Annotated in this window: 15 protein-coding genes; 6 read left to right on the forward strand and 9 right to left on the reverse strand. The window is 60.1% G+C overall.

Going from position 1 to position 16,724, the window contains the following annotated elements:
• Window positions 1-46 precede the first annotated feature (46 nt).
• The 4 genes from RPE78_RS11970 (at window position 47) to RPE78_RS11985 (ending at window position 6,013) form a co-directional block, all read left to right on the forward strand.
• Entirely contained in the window at window positions 47-1,663 is a 1,617-nt protein-coding gene (locus RPE78_RS11970; protein WP_339107203.1) for an FMN-binding glutamate synthase family protein, read from the forward strand.
• 230 nt (window positions 1,664-1,893) lie between these two features.
• Window positions 1,894-3,123 carry an MFS transporter gene (locus tag RPE78_RS11975; RefSeq protein WP_406720670.1) on the forward strand — a complete coding sequence of 410 codons (1,230 nt, stop codon included), beginning with the start codon at window positions 1,894-1,896 and terminating at the stop codon, window positions 3,121-3,123.
• Between the two features lie 59 nt (window positions 3,124-3,182).
• A complete protein-coding gene (locus RPE78_RS11980) occupies window positions 3,183-3,578 on the forward strand; it encodes a VOC family protein (protein ID WP_339107205.1) in 396 nt (131 codons plus the stop codon).
• A gap of 122 nt (window positions 3,579-3,700) precedes the next feature.
• Complete coding sequence (locus RPE78_RS11985) at window positions 3,701-6,013, forward strand: Tex family protein (RefSeq protein WP_406720671.1); 2,313 nt, start codon at window positions 3,701-3,703, stop codon at window positions 6,011-6,013.
• Between the two features lie 31 nt (window positions 6,014-6,044).
• On the opposite strand, the gene RPE78_RS11990 is transcribed toward RPE78_RS11985, so the two are convergent.
• The 9 genes from RPE78_RS11990 to RPE78_RS12030 all read right to left on the reverse strand — a co-directional run bounded on the left by RPE78_RS11990 (window position 6,045) and on the right by RPE78_RS12030 (window position 13,223).
• Entirely contained in the window at window positions 6,045-6,437 is a 393-nt protein-coding gene (locus tag RPE78_RS11990) for a hypothetical protein (RefSeq protein ID WP_339107207.1), read from the reverse strand.
• Window positions 6,434-6,820: a response regulator gene (locus RPE78_RS11995; protein WP_339107208.1), complete on the reverse strand. Its 387-nt coding sequence runs from the start codon at window positions 6,818-6,820 to the stop codon at window positions 6,434-6,436. The genes RPE78_RS11990 and RPE78_RS11995 overlap by 4 nt, the downstream gene beginning before the upstream one ends.
• Before the next feature lie 15 nt (window positions 6,821-6,835).
• Entirely contained in the window at window positions 6,836-7,678 is an 843-nt protein-coding gene (locus RPE78_RS12000; RefSeq protein ID WP_406720672.1) for a CheR family methyltransferase, read from the reverse strand.
• On the reverse strand, window positions 7,675-8,142 hold the full coding sequence (locus RPE78_RS12005; protein ID WP_339107210.1) for a chemotaxis protein CheW: 468 nt from the start codon (window positions 8,140-8,142) through the stop codon (window positions 7,675-7,677). The genes RPE78_RS12000 and RPE78_RS12005 overlap by 4 nt, the downstream gene beginning before the upstream one ends.
• 5 nt (window positions 8,143-8,147) lie before the next feature.
• Window positions 8,148-10,331, reverse strand: a complete 2,184-nt coding sequence (locus RPE78_RS12010) for a chemotaxis protein CheA (protein WP_406720673.1) — start codon at window positions 10,329-10,331, stop codon at window positions 8,148-8,150.
• An 11-nt stretch (window positions 10,332-10,342) separates the two neighbouring features.
• Entirely contained in the window at window positions 10,343-10,708 is a 366-nt protein-coding gene (locus tag RPE78_RS12015) for a response regulator (protein ID WP_339107212.1), read from the reverse strand.
• Window positions 10,705-10,980 carry an STAS domain-containing protein gene (locus tag RPE78_RS12020; protein WP_339107213.1) on the reverse strand — a complete coding sequence of 92 codons (276 nt, stop codon included), beginning with the start codon at window positions 10,978-10,980 and terminating at the stop codon, window positions 10,705-10,707. Before RPE78_RS12020 ends, RPE78_RS12015 begins: the two co-directional genes overlap by 4 nt.
• 122 nt (window positions 10,981-11,102) lie before the next feature.
• A complete protein-coding gene (locus RPE78_RS12025; protein ID WP_339107214.1) occupies window positions 11,103-12,086 on the reverse strand; it encodes an ROK family protein in 984 nt (327 codons plus the stop codon).
• Between the two features lie 111 nt (window positions 12,087-12,197).
• Window positions 12,198-13,223, reverse strand: coding sequence for a LacI family DNA-binding transcriptional regulator (locus RPE78_RS12030; protein ID WP_339107215.1), 1,026 nt, complete (start codon window positions 13,221-13,223; stop codon window positions 12,198-12,200).
• A gap of 251 nt (window positions 13,224-13,474) precedes the next feature.
• On the opposite strand from RPE78_RS12030, the gene RPE78_RS12035 reads away from it, so the two are divergent.
• Together RPE78_RS12035 and RPE78_RS12040 are read left to right on the forward strand one after the other, a co-directional pair.
• Window positions 13,475-15,109, forward strand: a complete 1,635-nt coding sequence (locus RPE78_RS12035) for an alpha-glucosidase (protein WP_406720674.1) — start codon at window positions 13,475-13,477, stop codon at window positions 15,107-15,109.
• Between the two features lie 75 nt (window positions 15,110-15,184).
• Window positions 15,185-16,663: a trimethylamine methyltransferase family protein gene (locus tag RPE78_RS12040; protein WP_406720675.1), complete on the forward strand. Its 1,479-nt coding sequence runs from the start codon at window positions 15,185-15,187 to the stop codon at window positions 16,661-16,663.
• Window positions 16,664-16,724 lie beyond the last annotated feature (61 nt).

Here is a 16,724-nt window from a genome sequence, read left to right on the forward strand (position 1 = left end):
AACTCGGCTATAGCCCCAAGAAATGCGCTTTACAGGAGAGCAAGCCATGCATTCGAGAGATGTCAGCCGCTTTACACCGATGATTGTTTGCGGTGCCCTTGCGCTGTTATCGCTGTTCGGGGTGCCTTTTCACGGGATTTTCTGGTTGCCCCTCGTGATCTTCGGCGCGCTTTTCCTTGTGGGCTGCTATGACGTGCGCCAGACACGCCATGCGGTGCTGCGCAATTACCCGATCATGGGGCATATGCGCTATCTGCTGGAAAGTATCCGTCCCGAGATCCGGCAATATCTGATCGAGGCGGATCAGGACGAAGAGCCCTTTTCGCGCGAGGAACGGTCGCTTGTCTATCAGCGTTCCAAGAATGTCGAAGATGCGCGGCCTTTCGGCACCAAGCAGCGGGTCTATGATTCCGGCTATCAGTGGATCACCCACTCGGTGCAGCCGCGCCATATCCAGAGCCATGATTTCCGTGTGACAATCGGCGGGCCGGATTGCACGCAGCCCTATTCGTCCTCGATCTACAATATCTCCGCCATGTCTTTCGGGGCCCTGTCTGCCAATGCCATTCAGGCGCTCAATACCGGTGCGAAGCTGGGGGGCTTTGCCCATGACACCGGTGAGGGGTCGATTTCGCGCTATCACCGTGCGGGCGGCGGCGATCTGATTTGGGAGATCGGCTCGGGCTATTTCGGTTGCCGCAATCATGATGGCAGCTTCAATCCCGAGACCTTCGCGCAGCGTGCGCAGGACCCGCAGGTCAAGATGATCGAGATCAAGCTCAGCCAGGGTGCCAAGCCCGGTCATGGCGGGATGTTGCCGGCGGCGAAAATCTCGCCCGAGATTGCCGAGGCACGTGATATCCCGATGGATCAGGATTGTGTCTCGCCTGCCTCGCATTCGGCGTTCTCGACGCCGATCGAGCTGTGCGAATTTATCAAGACGCTGCGCGATCTTTCGGGCGGAAAACCTGTGGGCTTCAAACTCTGTGTTGGTCACCGCCGCGAATTCATGTGCATGATCAAGGCGATGATCGAAACCGGCATTACCCCCGATTTCATCGTGGTCGATGGCAAGGAAGGCGGCACCGGGGCGGCACCGCTGGAGTTTGCCAACCGTCTGGGCATGCCGCTTGTCGAAGGGCTGACATTTGTCCACAACGCGCTGCGCGGTGCGGGGCTGCGTGACAAGATCCGGATCGGGGCCTCTGCCAAGATCATTTCCAGCTTTGATATTGCCCGCACGCTGGCGCTCGGGGCGGATTGGTGCAACTCGGCACGGGGCTTCATGTTCGCGATTGGCTGTATTCAGGCGCAGGCCTGCCATACCAACCGCTGTCCGGTCGGGGTGGCCACGCAGGACGCCCGTCGCCAGAAGGCGCTTGTGGTTGAAGATAAGGCGACGCGGGTCGCGAATTTCCATCGCAACACGATGAAAGCCCTCAAGGAAATGACTGGCGCTGCGGGGCTGGACCATCCGTCGAAATTCCTGCCCCATCACCTGATGATGCGCGAGAAGGACCGGCAGATGGTGGTGGGCAGCGAGGTGTATCCCTATATGCCCGAAGGCTTCCTGCTGCGCGAGGAAGAGGATAAATTCGGCTATCTGTCGCGCTGGCACCGCGCGCGCTCCGATAGTTTCTTCCCGATCGATGACGGTGTGTGATCTCGCAGGTCCTGGCCTGCCTGACTGGGGGGCTGCAAACTGACCTTGCAGAACGGCGGTTTCCGGACCGCCGTTTTTTTGTGCCGAACCCGTCTTTGCGCCCGATTGCAAGCGGGCTTGCAATGAGCGCATACATAAAATCATGTCGGTCGCTTGTTCTTTTTCCACATGCTCCATACTAGGCACATAAAGGCCCGCTGGCTTCTCCCTCCAATGCTAGGACCCATCTCATGAGCATCGAACACTCTTCAACGGCTGGCCCGCTGCAGGGGGCCGAACCGCCCGTCTTCAAGGCGTCGCCGAGATTGATTATTCTGGCCTTGGCGCTCGGGGGCTTTGCCATTGGTACGACGGAATTCGCCTCGATGGCGCTGCTGCCCTATTTCTCGAAGGAACTCGGGGTGAATGCCTCGCGTGCGGCGGATGCCATCAGCGCCTATGCGCTGGGAGTGGTGATCGGTGCGCCGACGCTGGCAGTGATCGGGGCCAAGGTGCGGCGGCGTCTGATGCTGACATGGCTGATGGTTGCTTTTGCGGTGTTCAATATGCTCTCGGCCCTTGCTCCCAATTTCGGCAGCTTCATGGCGATGCGGTTTCTGTCAGGGCTTCCGCACGGGGCCTATTTCGGCGTGGGCGCGCTGGTGATCGCGGCGGCCGTCCCCAAAGAAAAACGTGCGGCGGCTGTGTCCAAGATGTTTCTGGGGCTGACCATCGCCACTACGCTTGGCGTGCCGATGGCCAATATATTGGGGCAGACGGTGGGCTGGCGCTGGAGCTTCCTGCTGGTCGGCGCGATTTCGTTGATGACCGCGATCTCGGTCTTTCTGGCGGCCCCGCGCGTGCCCGTGGACCCGAATGCCAGCCCGCTCAAGGAGTTGGGGGCGCTGAAAAACACGCAGGTCTGGCTGACATTGGCGACCGGCGCTATCGGGTTTGGCGGGTTTTTCTCGGTCTATACCTATCTCGCCTCCACCACGACGGACAGCATGCATCTTCCGGCCACTTACGTGCCCTTCATTCTGGCGCTGGCGGGGATCGGGATGACGATTTTCACGATGATCTATGGCTGGGCGTCTGACCGCAGCCACACCGCGACCGCCTTTTTCAGCCTGACGGTGGGGACGCTTCTGTTGCTGGCCTATCCGTCGGCCACCAGCCATCTGGGCAGCTATGCGGTCTGTGTGCTGCTGTTGGGCCTTCTTAGCGGGGTCTCTATGCCGTTGCAGATCCGCCTGATGGATGTGGCGCGTGACTCCCAGCAACTTGCCGCGGCCCTCCATCACGCGGCCTTCAATCTGGCCAATGCGCTGGGGCCGTTTCTTGCCGCCAAAGCCTTGACGGCGGGCTATGATTATCCGGTTTCGGGCTATGTGGGGGCTGCGCTGAGTTTTGGCGGGCTGCTTCTGTTCTGTGTCACGGTCTTCGACTGGCGTCGCCGCGCGCGCTTCGGCTATATCTGAACGCCGGCCTCTGAACGCGGGACAGCGCGCGCAACCACCTCGTAGCAAAAGGGTTTAAAATGGCAAAACTGGTCCACTCCATGATCCGCGTGACGGATGAGAGGAAATCGCGTGACTTCTACCATCGGGCTTTCGGGCTTGAACTGGTGGAGCGGCTCGAGTTTCCGGAATTCACGCTGGTCTATCTGTCGAATTCCGAAACGGAATTCGAACTGGAATTGACGGTGAACAAGGGGCAGGGCACGCCCTATGATCTGGGGACCGGCTATGGCCATCTGGCGGTGACGGTGGCCGATCTCGATGCGGAACACGCGCGTTTCGAGGCCGAAGGTTTTGCCCCCCGCAACATCGTTGATTTCGCACCGGCGGGCACGTCGATTGCGCGGTTCTTCTTTGTGGCCGATCCCGATGGATACCAGATCGAGGTGCTGGCGCGTTCGGGGCGCTTTGCCTGAGGCTGTGATCGGCAAAACCGAGCCGGTCGGCCTTGCGCGGATGCAATCCCCCTTGGCGGCTGGGCGGATCGGGGATAGACCCCTTCTTCCGAGAAGACTGCCTAAGACGCATGGAGGAAGCCTTGGACCCCGAACTCCGCATATCCCGCCAGATTGCCAGTGATATTTCTGCCCGCCCCGAACAGGTGGTGGCCGCGGTCAAGCTGCTGGACGAGGGCGCGACCGTGCCTTTTGTCGCGCGGTATCGTAAAGAGGCGACGGGGGGACTGGATGATACTCAGCTGCGTCTGCTGTCCGACCGGCTGATCTACCTGCGCGATATGGAAACGCGGCGTGCGGCGATTGTGAAATCCATCGCGGAACAGGGGAAGCTTGGCGATGATCTGGCACTGCAGATCGCGCGCGCCCAGACCAAGGCAGAGCTGGAAGATCTTTACCTCCCCTATAAGAAAAAACGCCGCACCAAGGCGATGATTGCGCGCGAGAACGGGCTTGAACCCTTGCTTGATGCGATTTTGGCCGATCATGGCGCGGACCCCGAGACAGTGGCGGCCGCGTATCTCAACGAGGCTGTGCCAACTGTCAAAGAGGCTTTGACCGGCGCGCGTGACATTCTGGGCGAGCGTCTGACGGAGGATGCCGCGCTTCTGGGACGGTTGCGCGACTGGATGCATCAGAACGCGGTCTTGCGGGCGAAGCTTGTGGACGGGCAGGCCGACAAGGGCGCGAAGTTTTCGGATTATTTCGATCACAGCGAGAAATGGCAGACGGCGCCGTCGCATCGCGCTCTGGCTATGTTGCGGGCCTCGAATGAGGGGGTGATCACGCTTGATATCCTGCCCGAAGAAGCCGTGGCCGACCGGCCCGCAGAGATGATTGCCGCGTCGCTCAATCTGCGGGGGCATGGCGCGGGGGCGCATTGGTTGCGTCAGGCCGCTGCATGGACATGGCGGGTCAAGTTGTCCCTGTCGATGATGCTGGACCTTCTGGGGGATTTGCGGACGCGGGCGCAAGAGGAGGCGATCTCGGTATTTGCCCGCAATCTCAAGGATCTGCTTCTGGCGGCTCCTGCTGGGGCGCGCGCGACATTGGGGCTGGACCCGGGGATTCGCACAGGCGTGAAAGTGGCCGCTATTGATGCCACCGGCAAACTGCTCGAGAGCGCAACGATTTACCCGTTCCAGCCGAAAAATGATCTGCGGGGGGCGGAAGCCGCGCTCTTGGCCCTGATGATGAAACATAAGATCGAATTGATCGCGATTGGCAATGGCACCGCCTCGCGCGAGACCGAGCGGTTGGTGCTGGATGTTCTCAAACGTCTGCCCAAGGGGCAGCCTGTTCCGACAAAGGTTATTGTCTCCGAGGCAGGCGCTTCCGTCTATTCCGCCTCGGAACTGGCTGCGCGGGAGTTTCCGGATCTGGATGTGAGCCTGCGGGGAGCAGTTTCTATTGCGCGACGCCTGCAGGATCCGCTGGCCGAGCTGGTCAAGATCGAACCCAAAAGTATCGGCGTCGGGCAGTATCAGCATGATGTGGACCAGCACCGTTTGGGGCGCTCGCTGGAAGGGGTCGTGGAAGATGCCGTGAACGCGGTGGGCGTTGACCTGAACACGGCGTCGGCGGCGCTTTTGTCGCATGTGTCGGGGCTCGGGCCCGCTTTGGCCGAGGCGATTGTGTCCCATAGGGAAACAAACGGGGCATTTTCCGCACGTAAAGACCTTTTGAAAGTCGCCCGACTGGGGCCGCGCGCTTTCGAGCAAGCCGCCGGTTTCTTGCGCATTCGCGACGGGAAAGAGCCTCTGGACGCCTCGGCGGTGCACCCGGAAGCCTATGACATCGCGCGCGATATCGTAAAAGCCTGCGGGCGCGATCTGCGTTCGGTCATGGGCAATGAGGCCGCTTTGCGTATGATCAGGGCCGAAGATTTCCTGCGTGACGGGTTCGGCCTTCCAACTATCCACGATATTCTGGCAGAGCTACAAAAGCCAGGGCGTGATCCGCGTCCGGATTTCAAGACCGCGAGTTTTGCAGACGGGGTTGAAGAAATTTCGGACCTGCGCCCCGGAATGCGCCTTGAGGGGACCGTGACCAATGTCGCCGCTTTCGGAGCCTTTGTGGATATCGGCGTTCATCAGGATGGGCTTGTGCATGTCAGCCAGTTGGCAGACCGCTTCGTTAAGGACCCGCATGAAGTGGTGAAAGCGGGTGATGTGGTCAAGGTCATGGTGACCGAAGTTGATATTGCCCGTAAACGTATCGGGTTGAGTATGCGTCGGGATGCCAAGCCCGCAGCCGCCGCCGCGAAAGAGGGCAAGCCTGCGCGCGATCAACAGAACGCATATCGATCCCGCAAAGGGACCGGGGATTCTCCCAAAACCGGTTCCACTGGGGCTTTAGGGTCTGCCTTGGCCGAAGCGTTTGGCAAACGGAAATAATCCAGAGATCGTTCTAAGCGGGTTGCTCCGCTTAGAACCACTCGATTTCGCCATCGGCCTCTTCATGGCTGAGCACGATCCGGTCCTGGGATGGATTGAGATTTGTGATCAGCTCGTGAAGTCGCAGACGGGACAGGATCGGAACGGCGTGAAGTTTCACGCCCTCCGGCATTTCCCCCGAGACCGCCGCCATCAGGCGACCAAGATCTTCGAGCGATTGTGTGATCCGGTCGATGCCTTGCATCCCCCGGATCGCCTCGGCCCGCGTATGTTCGGAAAATTCGCATTCCGAAATCGCTTTCTGAACATCGGCGGAAAGACGTGCCAGAGTTTCCAGCTCGTCGCCAACACGGGCTGCCAACGCATCAAGAGGCAGGTCTTGATGCTTTGGCGGAATGGTTTCCTGTGCGGTGCTGGTGATCATAGGCGCCCCACAACGGCCTCGATGCAGTTGCGAAGATCTTGCGGCTGGAACGGCTTCTTGATGAAGTTGTTCATGCCAAGCTTCTTGCCGTTCTCGATGATCTCTTTATCCGCACGACCCGTGATCAGAATGAACCCGCTACGCTGGGTCTTCGGATTTTTACGGATCGCATGAAGCAGCTGCAGCCCGTCCATTCCCGGCATGTTATAGTCCGAGATGACAAGGTGCACCGGAGTTTTCTCCAGAATGCTCAATGCGCCCGGGCCATCGACTGCATAGCCCACCTGGCGAATACCCATAGCGTCCAGCGCCTGTAGGATCAGGCCGCGGCTTGTGGACATATCATCGACCACCATGACTTTAAGTTGGTCTCGCAATGCCATTTGTGGCCTCCTTCATTAACCCGTTTCGGGGAGTCGATAAGTGGTGATTCCGGCCGGCAGGAGTTTGCTGCCCGTGTCCAGCGGAACCCGCTCGGAATGGCCAACAAAAAGCCAGCCGCCCGGAGCAAGGATTTTTTCAAAACGTTTCCACAGAAGGTTTTGGGCTTCTGGAGAAAAATAGATCATCATGTTCCGACAGAAGATGATGTCAAACTGGCCTTTCATTGGCCAATCCGAATGGATATTCAGCTCGCGGAAGGCTGCGCGATTGCGCAACCTGTCTAGAACCTGAAAATCTTCCCCGTGCTTCTGAAAGTACTTTTTCTGAAGAGGGCCGGGAACGGCTTCTAGAATAGTCTCAGAATAGACGCCCGCAGTGCCACGTCGGACCATGACCGGATCGATATCGGTTGCCAGAAGCCGGATATCGGACTGGTCGAAATCTCGGACGGATTCTGCCGCAGTCATCAAGATCGAATAGGCTTCCTGACCATTGGAGCAGCCCGCCGACCAGATACGGAGCCTTTTGCCGCGCGAGGCCAACAACTGAGGCAGGGCCGTTGTCTTCAACGTTTCGAAATGATGATTTTCTCGGAAGAAATTCGTCACATTCGTGGTCAGGGCAGAAATCATCTCCTGACGTTCGCTCAGGCCGTCCTGACTGCTGACGAGGTCGATATAGCTACGGTAGGAGTTCAGCCCCAGAGCACGAAGCCGTTTCTGTAGCCGGGATTGGACCATCGAGCCCTTTCCCGGTGCCAGGACGATTCCCGCATGCGCCATAAGAATCGCGGCAATTTCTGCCAGTTCTTTCTCGCTAGGGGTCGTCTGGGGAATATTGGGGGTTAGTGCGTTCATGCGGCTTCCGCGGTATCTTCGGGCAGAACCGTGGCGAGATCCAAGACGCGGATCATACGTCCTTCCACAATGGTCAGTGCCGAAATGAAGCTATGCGACATATCTGCAGCAAGATCCGGCGGCGGTTGCAACTCTTCGCGCGGGATCGAGAGAATATCCGATACGGCATGGACAAGCAGCCCTGCGGTCTGGTTGCCGAACTGGACCACAATGATCACGTTACGCGCATCGCCTTCTACCGGGCTCATGCCCAAACGGACGGACAAATCCACCACCGGCAGAACTGTGCCGCGCAGGTTGATGACACCACGCACATGCGGCGGGGCATGCGGCAGAGGGGTTGCACGCGTCCATCCACGGATCTCGCGCACAGACATGATATCGACGCTATATTCTTCGTCTGCCAAGCGGAAAGACAGAAGTTCGATCTCGGACGAGGTTTGGCTCGATGCTGTTTCAGTCATCTTAATCATCCTGCTAGGGCAAAGTCGGACCGGGTGTGGCCGGTTGCGTTTTGAACAAGGTCGGCGGGGTCAAGGATCAGAGCGATCTGACCATCGCCAAGAATAGTGGCTGCGGCGATGCCGGGGATGTGCCCGTAGGCTTGCTGCAGACCTTTGATCACGACCTGACGTTGTTCCATGATCTGGTCGACAATCAGGGCATTCCGGCGGCCATCTTCCTGCGCGGTGAGCAAGACGATGCATCCCTCATAGTTGCTTTTCGCGCCGCGATATCCAAGCTCGGCCCCAAGATCGTAAAGGGGAACGAACTCGCCACGGACATGGATGACATTGGTCGTCGGCCCCAGTTTCCGTAGATCTTCCGCCGTAAGGGTCTGCGTTTCCAGAATGGCGTTCAAAGGCACGACCAGCGTTTCTCCGGCGACATTCACGACCATACCATCCAGCACGGCCAGGGTAAGCGGCAGAGAAATCGAGAAGATCGTTCCCTTGCCGGGTTCTGAATGGATGGTGATCCGCCCGCCCAGAGACTGGATAGAGCTACGCACGACATCCATACCGACACCACGACCGGACAAGGCCGAGACCTGATCTGCTGTAGAGAAACCCGGCAAGAACAGCAGGTTGTCGATCTCTGCATCCGTCAGTTGCGCCTCGGGCGCGACAAGACCTTTTTCGATGGCCTTTGCCAGGACTTTCGGCCGGTTGATCCCTGCACCATCATCTTCGATTTCGATAACCACACGTCCCGAGCGATGCTGCGCCGAGAGTGTGATGACGCCTTCTTCGGGTTTTCCTGCCGCGCGACGCTTATCGGGCGTCTCGAGACCGTGGTCGACCGAGTTCCGGATCATATGGGTCAAAGGATCTGCAAGGCGTTCGATGACGGTCTTGTCGACCTCGGTCGTTTCGCCTTCGACCTTCAACCGGACATCCTTGCCAACTGCGGCCGACGCCTCGCGCACAATCCGCCCCATCCGCTGGAAGAGCGGTTTGACAGGCTGTGCCCGGATCATCATGACCGAGTCCTGAATATCCCGGGTCAGCATCATGAAGGCTTCAAGCCCGGTCATGACGGCAGAGTTCGGTGGCAAACCGGCCTCGGCCACGCTTTGTGCGAGCATTGCCTGGTTGATGACCAGCTCCCCGACAAGGTTCACAAGACGGTCGATCCGGTCCAGATCCACACGCACGGTGGGGGACGGGTCATTGCCATGTTTCGCTTGCGCCGCAGCAGCCCCCGCCTCCGTCTCTTTCGGAGCCGCCCGTTCGGGCACAGGTGTCGCCTCCACAGGAGCGGGCATTACTGCCGTGGGCTCGGGTTGCGGAGCAGGTGATGACGGGGCATCCATGAATTCTGCATCCATGACGGCATCAGTCGATGCTTCTGCGCCGTCATTGGCAAAAGGGAGAAAACTGTTTTCGACGCCGTTATCCTGTTTGATTTCAAGCGTGCTGACATCTTCCACGAAATCGAAGACTTCGCGGATATCCATCTCGTTGACATCGCCTGTCAGAACAACATTCCAGGACAGATAGGGGATCTCTGGATTGAGGTCGTCGAGCGGGGGGATGGCATCCAGATCAAGGGTCGCCACCATTTCCGGACATAGCTCGTGCAAGGCACGGAACAGATGCAGCGGCTCATTGCCCGAGGTGAACAATTCGGCCTTGGGCACGAAGTCCACTTCAATCCGGGTTTCGCTGACCTCGTCAGCTGCTCCCAGATCAAGATCAAAACTCAATCCCATCGGCTGGAAATCGTCAGAGGAGACTTCCTCTTCCTCGACAGCCCCGCCAGGGGCCATGCCCATCAGGGATTCCAGCTCGCACAGGGCTTCCTCGGCCCCTTGTGGCGGAGGATCACCAGCTTGTGCTGCACGGACGTGATCCGACAGGAAATCGGCGCATTGGAAAAAATGCTTTACGGCATCGGGCGAAAGCTGAAGTTTGCCGGAGCGCACCTCATCCATCACCGTTTCATACCGGTGGGCAAATGCGACGAGCGCGTCCAGTCCGAAGGCTCCAGCCCCACCTTTGATGGAGTGCACGGCCCGGAAGACGACGTTGATCGTCTCGTTATCATAGGCGCCTTCATCCATCTCGATGAGTGCGTCCTGAAGACTTTCAAGCAGTTCTTCGCATTCAACAAAGAAACTGGCCCGAATTTCTGCCATCGGATCAGACATGGATCCCTCCCTTAGCCTGCCACCATCTGAAGTGCCTTAACCAGCTTGGGCGGGTCGAAAGGCTTCACGATCCAGCCGCTTGCACCTGCCGCACGGGCACGTGCCTTCAGTTCAGGGGCGGATTCTGTCGTGAGGACGAGGATCGGGGTTGCCCGATGCTTTTCCTGACCGCGGACGGCTTCGATGAAGCCAAAGCCGTCGAGGCGCGGCATGTTGATATCGGAGATGATCGCGTCGGGTTCGATGCCCTCAAGCACCTCAAGCCCGTGCACGCCATCTTCGGCGACGTGAAGTTCAATGCCCGCATCTTTCAAAGCGAGTTTGAGCATGTCGCGGATGGTACGGCTGTCGTCGACGGCCAGAACTGTCAGGCTCATGCGGCCTCCGTGGATTGTAAATCATCAAGGGAAACCCCAAAGATCCCAAGCGCTTCGTCGAAGGCTTCGGAACGGGGAGAAATTGTCAGCGAGTGACCGCTGTCACGCCAGGTCTTCGCGGCGGAAACAAGAACCTGCAGGCCCAAAGCCCCCAGATGGCTTACCTCTGCGGCATCGATAACCAGATCGCTACCCTTATGAGAGCGAAGTGTATCCGTTAGTCCTGCGACCTTGGTTAGGTCTAGCTTTGGGTCCAGGGGAAGCGTCGTCATGTGCGACCCCCAGGGATGTCTGAGTGAGAAAACTGCACCTAGTTCCCCTTTCATTCGGTAATGAAATGGGTTTAGCGCAGGTCTGTTAACATAGACTTGACGACACAGGGGTCGGCGTCGCTTTACAGCAATCCCAGCTTATGGGCGGCAAGATAATTTGCGCAGCCTGCCAGCGCGGCATAATCATCTTCCACTACATGGATCGAAAACCGCTCCATGTAGTCTGAAAAAGACCCTTTGTCTTTAAAGGCTTGCTGGAAATTGAACCGTTCCAGCCAGGGTTCTATCGCGCGGGCGGCCCCGCCAATCAGATAAATGCCACCAAAGGGCAGGTGGGTCAGTGCGAGATCGCCCAGCACACCTCCAAGGAGAGTCGTGAAGATTTCGGCAGCCTTTAAGGCGTCACGGTCTTCACTTTGCATGAGGGAAAGAATCTCTTTTCCGTCGACCGTGGCGTCCTCCTGTCCCGTCACGAAGGCGTAGATTCGTTCCAGACCACGTCCGGCGCAGGCATGTTCGACACTGGCAAAGCGGTGCTTGCGTTCGAAATAGCGTTTGATCTCGATATGCAATTCGCTGCGCAGGGGCAGGGTGATATGGCCGCATTCCGACGCGGGCACCACGACATAGCCCTGCGGTGCGTGATGCACGGGTGCGGCATTGAAGCCGGTGCCGATGCCCACGACAAGCTGCGCGGCCCCCTTGGGCGCGGGGGCACCGGGCAGAACCATCCGCAGCGCCTCGGGGGCCAGCCCCGAAAGCGCATGGCCCTGAGCTTGAAGATCGTTCAGGATGGACACATGCGCGGCCCCTGTCGTGGCCTGCAGGGCACTGGCGCGGATTGTCCAGTCCAGATTGGTCATTCGTGCGTCCTGACCATCAACCGATACCGGCCCGGCCACCGCGACACAGACGCCCGCCAGATTGGATACCCGCTCGGCCACCATATATTCTGTCAGGATCTCTTCCAGAGCGGCCCGCCCTTTATTGGGAAACCGCGCGACCGAGGCGGGCACCAGCGTCGAGCCCTGCGCCAGGGCCACCCGCGTATTGGTGCCGCCGATATCGGCCAGAAGCGTGTAACGGGGGGCGGTAGCTGTGTGCATCTCGGTCTCCTCAGCGATCCTCGCCCTTTGATAGAGGCCCTGACAGGGCCAAGCAAGGGTGCGTTTGGGCGCTAACAGCGGCGCCCCCGCGCCTTGGCTGATCGGCGCCGGTCAGCCGTTCCATGCGCCGATGGAATGGCCCATCAGCAAGGCAGGCTCGATCAGCAGGGGCGACTGGGCGATCTCGGGGGTCTCGATCCGGTCAATCAGCATCTGCGCGGCGCGCTGTCCGGCCTCGCGGATCGGGGATTTCATCGTGGTATAAAGCGGGTTCAGGCCACGATTGCTGACAAAGGACAGCTCGTCATCCCATGTCACCACCGAAATATCGCGCCCCAAGACATGTCCCGTATCCTCGACGGCCCGCCGCACCCCCATCGCGGCCATCAGCGAGGCGGTCACAAAAGCGCTGGGGCGCTGTTCCCAACTGAGCATTTCAGCCGCCGCGTCGCGGCCGGTTTCATCGGAAACCTCCCCCGCGACCATATAGAGCCGTGGCACCTCCAGCCCGCGGGCCAGAAAGGCGCGCTCGAACCCCGTGCGGCGATAGGCCGAGCTTTGCAGGGGATCGGGGCTATTGATAAAGGCGATCTGCCTATGCCCCTGATCCAGCAGCAGAGCGGTCAGCTGCTCGAAGGCGGCTTCATGATGGGCATCGACCCAGAGATCGGTCTCGGACGATGCGGGCGGTCGGCCATGCGTGACAAACGGCAGGCCCAGGCTGCGCAAAAGCGCGGGGCGGGGGTCATTCTGGCGCGCCCCATGCAGGATCACCCCATCGACATTATGTTTGGCGGCCATCGCGCGATAGGCGGCCTCTTCGTCCTGAGCGGGCACGAGGGTCATCACCAGATCATAGCCGCGCAATGCATAGATCTCGCCGGCTCCGGCGATGAAGTCGGCAAAGACCGGATTGACCAGATCATGCTCGGGTGCCATCGGCAGGATATGGCCAATGGCCATCGCGCGGCCCGTGGCAAGGCGGCGGGCCTGCATGTTGGGATGGTAGCCGCTTTCGCGCGCGGCTTCGCATACGCGCAGGCGCGTGGCCTCGGCCACTTCGGGAAACCCGTTGAGCGCGCGGCTGACAGTCGTGGGCGAAAGCCCGAGTTGACGGGCGAGGTCTTTCAGCGTCATTTCAAACCCCGAGATATCTGGTCCTTTGAAAGGAAACGCTAAAACGGTTTGAAATGGTTCCAAACTGATTTTGCCGTCTCTTTCGTCAAAGACGGGCGGTGTTGCATGCAGGTGTCGCTTCAGGGCCGCAGCATGGGCCCGCGCGACATATTCCACCTCAGTTTTTTGTCATAGGGGTTCATCTCGTTTGCAGGGCTTTCTATCCTTTGAACGCGACGAGGACCGGAGAGTGACAAAAGGAGACAGCTGGTATGAGTGTGATGCGCAAGGATCCCGACTGGTGGCGTGGTGCGGTGATCTACCAGATCTATCCGCGCAGTTACCAAGACAGCAACGGGGACGGGATCGGCGATCTACTGGGGATCGTGCGTCGCCTGCCGCATATCGCGCGGCTCGGGGCGGATGCGATCTGGATCTCGCCGTTCTTCACCTCTCCGATGAAGGATTTCGGGTATGATGTCGCCGATTACTGCGATATCGATCCGATGTTCGGCACGCTGGCCGATTTCGATCAGGTGATCGAGACAGCCCATGCTCTGGGCATCAAGGTGCTGATCGATCTTGTCTTCTCGCATACTTCCGACCAGCATCCCTGGTTCAAGGAAAGCCGTTCCAGCCGCGATAATCCGAAATCCGACTGGTATGTCTGGGCCGAGCCGAAACCCGATGGCACGGTGCCCAATAACTGGCTGGGGATGTTCGGCGGTTCGGCATGGCATTGGGACAGCCGCCGCGAGCAATATTATCTGCATAACTTCCTGACCCAGCAGCCCGATCTCAACCATCACTGCGCCGAGGTGCAGCAGGCATTGCTGGATGTGTCGAAATTCTGGCTGGACCGCGGGGTGGATGGGTTCCGTCTGGATGTGGTCAATTATTACATGCATGACGAGAAGCTGCGCGACAATCCGCCCCTGCCGCCGGAGCAGCGCAATGATTCCACCGCCCCCAAGGTCAATCCCTATAATCACCAGCTCCATCTTTACGACAAGAACCATCCGCGCAATCTTGAGTTCCTGCGCAAGCTGCGCACCTTGATGAACGGCTATAATGCGGCTGCGGTGGGCGAGGTCGGAGATGCCCAGCGGGGGCTGGAGCTTCTGGGGGAATATACGTCGGGCAATGACAAGGTGCATATGTCCTATGCTTTCGAGTTCCTCTCGGGCCACGCGCCCCTGCCTGCAAGCAGCTTCAAGGCGGTGTTCGACAAGGTGGCCGAAGTGGTGCCAGATGGCTGGCTCTGCTGGGCCTTTACCAACCATGACGTGGAGCGCCATATCACGCGCTGGGGGCTCGCGCCGCAGGCGGCACGCCTCTATACCACGCTGATGTCCTGTCTGCGCGGCTCCCTTTGTCTCTATCAGGGCGAAGAGCTGGGCCTGCCCGAGGCGGAGCTGGATTACGAAGACCTGCAAGACCCCTATGGCATCGAGTTCTGGCCCGAGTTCAAGGGGCGCGACGGCGCGCGCACGCCGATGGTCTGGGAAGAGGAGGCCCCCTATGCGGGCTTCTCGCAGGCGAAACCGTGGTTGCCGGTGCCGCGTGCCCATGCCCGTCTTGCCGTGGATGCCGCCGATAAGGACCCTTCGGCCCTGCTGCATCACTACCGTCGGGCCTTGGCGTTCCGGCGCAACCATCCGGCCTTGCGCAAGGGGGATATCCGCGATGTCTGGGCAGGCGACGAGGTGCTGGCCTTCCAGCGCGTGCTGGAGGACGAGGTGGTGCAATGCTTTTTCAACCTGTCGGATCATCCGGTCAGTGTGACGGTGCCTGCGGGCAACTGGGTGACGATTGCGGGCGAGCTGGGATCGATCCGGCCCAATCCCGATCACAGCCTGCATCTGGGCCCGTGGCAGGCCAGTCTTCTGCTTTTGCAACAGAGTTGAGCAGGGCGGTTGAACTCCGGCGGGGTTCGGGGGCAAGATCGGGGCCGAACCTGTCTGCCATGAACGGAACCCCGAATGCCCCTGCCGTCCTCCTCGCCACATAGCGCCGTGCAGCCGATGGGCCGTATCCCGCCCTGTGATCTGCTCAGTGAGGCCAAGGCGGCGGAGATCGAGGCCGAGGCCGAGACGATTCTCGCCGAGATCGGGATCAATTTCGCCGATCACCCCGAGGCACTGGCCCGCTGGCAGGCTGTCGGGGCGCAGGTGCAGGGCGAAAGGGTGTATCTGCCGCGTGGTCTTGCCCGCAAATTGTGCCAGACCGCCCCCGCCCGTTTTGTGCAGCATGCCGCCAATCCGGCCCGCGATGTCGAGATCGGCGGCGCGCGGCCGGTGACTGCGCCGGTCTATGGCCCGCCTTTCGTGCAAGATCCGGTGGCTGGACGACGGGATGCGCGTTTTGGCGATTTCCAGCTTCTGATGCGTCTGGCGCAAGCGTGCGACAGCGTTACCCATGCGGGCGGCACGCTGTGCGAACCGACGGACCTGCCGCTGGAAACCCGCCATCTGGATATGTTGCTGGCACATGCGACATTGTCGGACAAGCCGTTCATGGGGGCCTCAACCGACCCTGAACGGGCCCGCGATTCCATCGCCTTCGCGAAGATCCTGTTCGGATATGAAGGGACAGAGTTGCCGGTGCTGCTGAGCGCATTGATCAATATCGGTTCGCCGCTGAGCTTCGATGCGACCATGAGCCGATGTCTGGAACTCTATGCGCAGGCGGGGCAGGCGACGGTGATCTCGGCCTATGCGATCATGGGGGCCACCGCACCGGTCACTGTGGAAGGGGCGCTGGCGCAGGCTCTGGCCGAAGTTATGGCCGGCATCGCCTATGCGCAACTCATACGCTCCGGCGCGCCCGTGATCTTTGGTCTTTACGCCAGTGCGCTGGATCTCAGGACCGGTGCCTCGATTTTCGCCTCTCCGGAAGTCACACAGCTGACCATTGCCGCAGGCCAGCTTGCGCGGCGGTTGGGGGTGCCTTATCGGGCGGGCGGCTGCCTGACGGGGGCGTTCCAGTCCGATGCCCATGCCGGATACGAGGCGGCAGGGTCGCTTTGGGCCAGCCAGCTTGCAGGGGTGGATTTCATGCTGCATGGCTGCGGCTGGCTGGAAAGCGGTCTGGCGACCTCGGCGGAGAAATTCGTGCTGGATGCCGATCAGCTTTCGGCCATGCTGCGCCAGTATGGCGGGATTGCGGCCCCAAGCGGTGCCGCGCTTGCGGCCCTGCGCGAGGTCGGGCCGGGCGGGCATTATCTGGGGGCGCAGGAAACCCTTGCCGAGGGGCAGGCGCGGCTTTGGAAAAGCGAGGTGGTCGAGGACCGGCCATTTGACGCATGGGATCACGCGGGGCGGCCCGATACCGTCTGGCATGCCCATCAGCGGGTGTCGGCGCTTTTGCAGACTTACCAGCCGCCAGCCCTGGCCCCCGAACGGCGCGCCGCGCTTGAGGCTTTCGTGGCCCGCCGCAAAGCGGAAATACAACGCGGCTAGGCAAGAAAAAAACCGGTTTGGATCTTGTCCAAACCGGTTTGGTCGCAGGGTCAGGCCGCCA

It is taken from the genome of Thioclava litoralis (assembly GCF_045278885.1).
In the GTDB taxonomy this organism is placed as follows: domain Bacteria; phylum Pseudomonadota; class Alphaproteobacteria; order Rhodobacterales; family Rhodobacteraceae; genus Thioclava; species Thioclava litoralis.

What these genes read in the sequence shown, in the direction of transcription:
- RPE78_RS11970 (WP_339107203.1), top strand. Translation starts at nt 47, where the DNA reads ATGCATTCGAGAGATGTCAGCCGCTTTACACCGATGATTGTTTGCGGT.
- RPE78_RS11975 (WP_406720670.1), top strand. Translation starts at nt 1,894, where the DNA reads ATGAGCATCGAACACTCTTCAACGGCTGGCCCGCTGCAGGGGGCCGAA.
- RPE78_RS11980 (WP_339107205.1), top strand. Translation starts at nt 3,183, where the DNA reads ATGGCAAAACTGGTCCACTCCATGATCCGCGTGACGGATGAGAGGAAA.
- RPE78_RS11990 (WP_339107207.1), bottom strand. Translation starts at nt 6,437, where the DNA reads ATGATCACCAGCACCGCACAGGAAACCATTCCGCCAAAGCATCAAGAC.
- RPE78_RS11995 (WP_339107208.1), bottom strand. Translation starts at nt 6,820, where the DNA reads ATGGCATTGCGAGACCAACTTAAAGTCATGGTGGTCGATGATATGTCC.
- RPE78_RS12000 (WP_406720672.1), bottom strand. Translation starts at nt 7,678, where the DNA reads ATGAACGCACTAACCCCCAATATTCCCCAGACGACCCCTAGCGAGAAA.
- RPE78_RS12005 (WP_339107210.1), bottom strand. Translation starts at nt 8,142, where the DNA reads ATGACTGAAACAGCATCGAGCCAAACCTCGTCCGAGATCGAACTTCTG.
- RPE78_RS12010 (WP_406720673.1), bottom strand. Translation starts at nt 10,331, where the DNA reads ATGTCTGATCCGATGGCAGAAATTCGGGCCAGTTTCTTTGTTGAATGC.
- RPE78_RS12015 (WP_339107212.1), bottom strand. Translation starts at nt 10,708, where the DNA reads ATGAGCCTGACAGTTCTGGCCGTCGACGACAGCCGTACCATCCGCGAC.
- RPE78_RS12020 (WP_339107213.1), bottom strand. Translation starts at nt 10,980, where the DNA reads ATGACGACGCTTCCCCTGGACCCAAAGCTAGACCTAACCAAGGTCGCA.
- RPE78_RS12025 (WP_339107214.1), bottom strand. Translation starts at nt 12,086, where the DNA reads ATGCACACAGCTACCGCCCCCCGTTACACGCTTCTGGCCGATATCGGC.
- RPE78_RS12030 (WP_339107215.1), bottom strand. Translation starts at nt 13,223, where the DNA reads ATGACGCTGAAAGACCTCGCCCGTCAACTCGGGCTTTCGCCCACGACT.
- RPE78_RS12035 (WP_406720674.1), top strand. Translation starts at nt 13,475, where the DNA reads ATGAGTGTGATGCGCAAGGATCCCGACTGGTGGCGTGGTGCGGTGATC.
- RPE78_RS12040 (WP_406720675.1), top strand. Translation starts at nt 15,185, where the DNA reads ATGCCCCTGCCGTCCTCCTCGCCACATAGCGCCGTGCAGCCGATGGGC.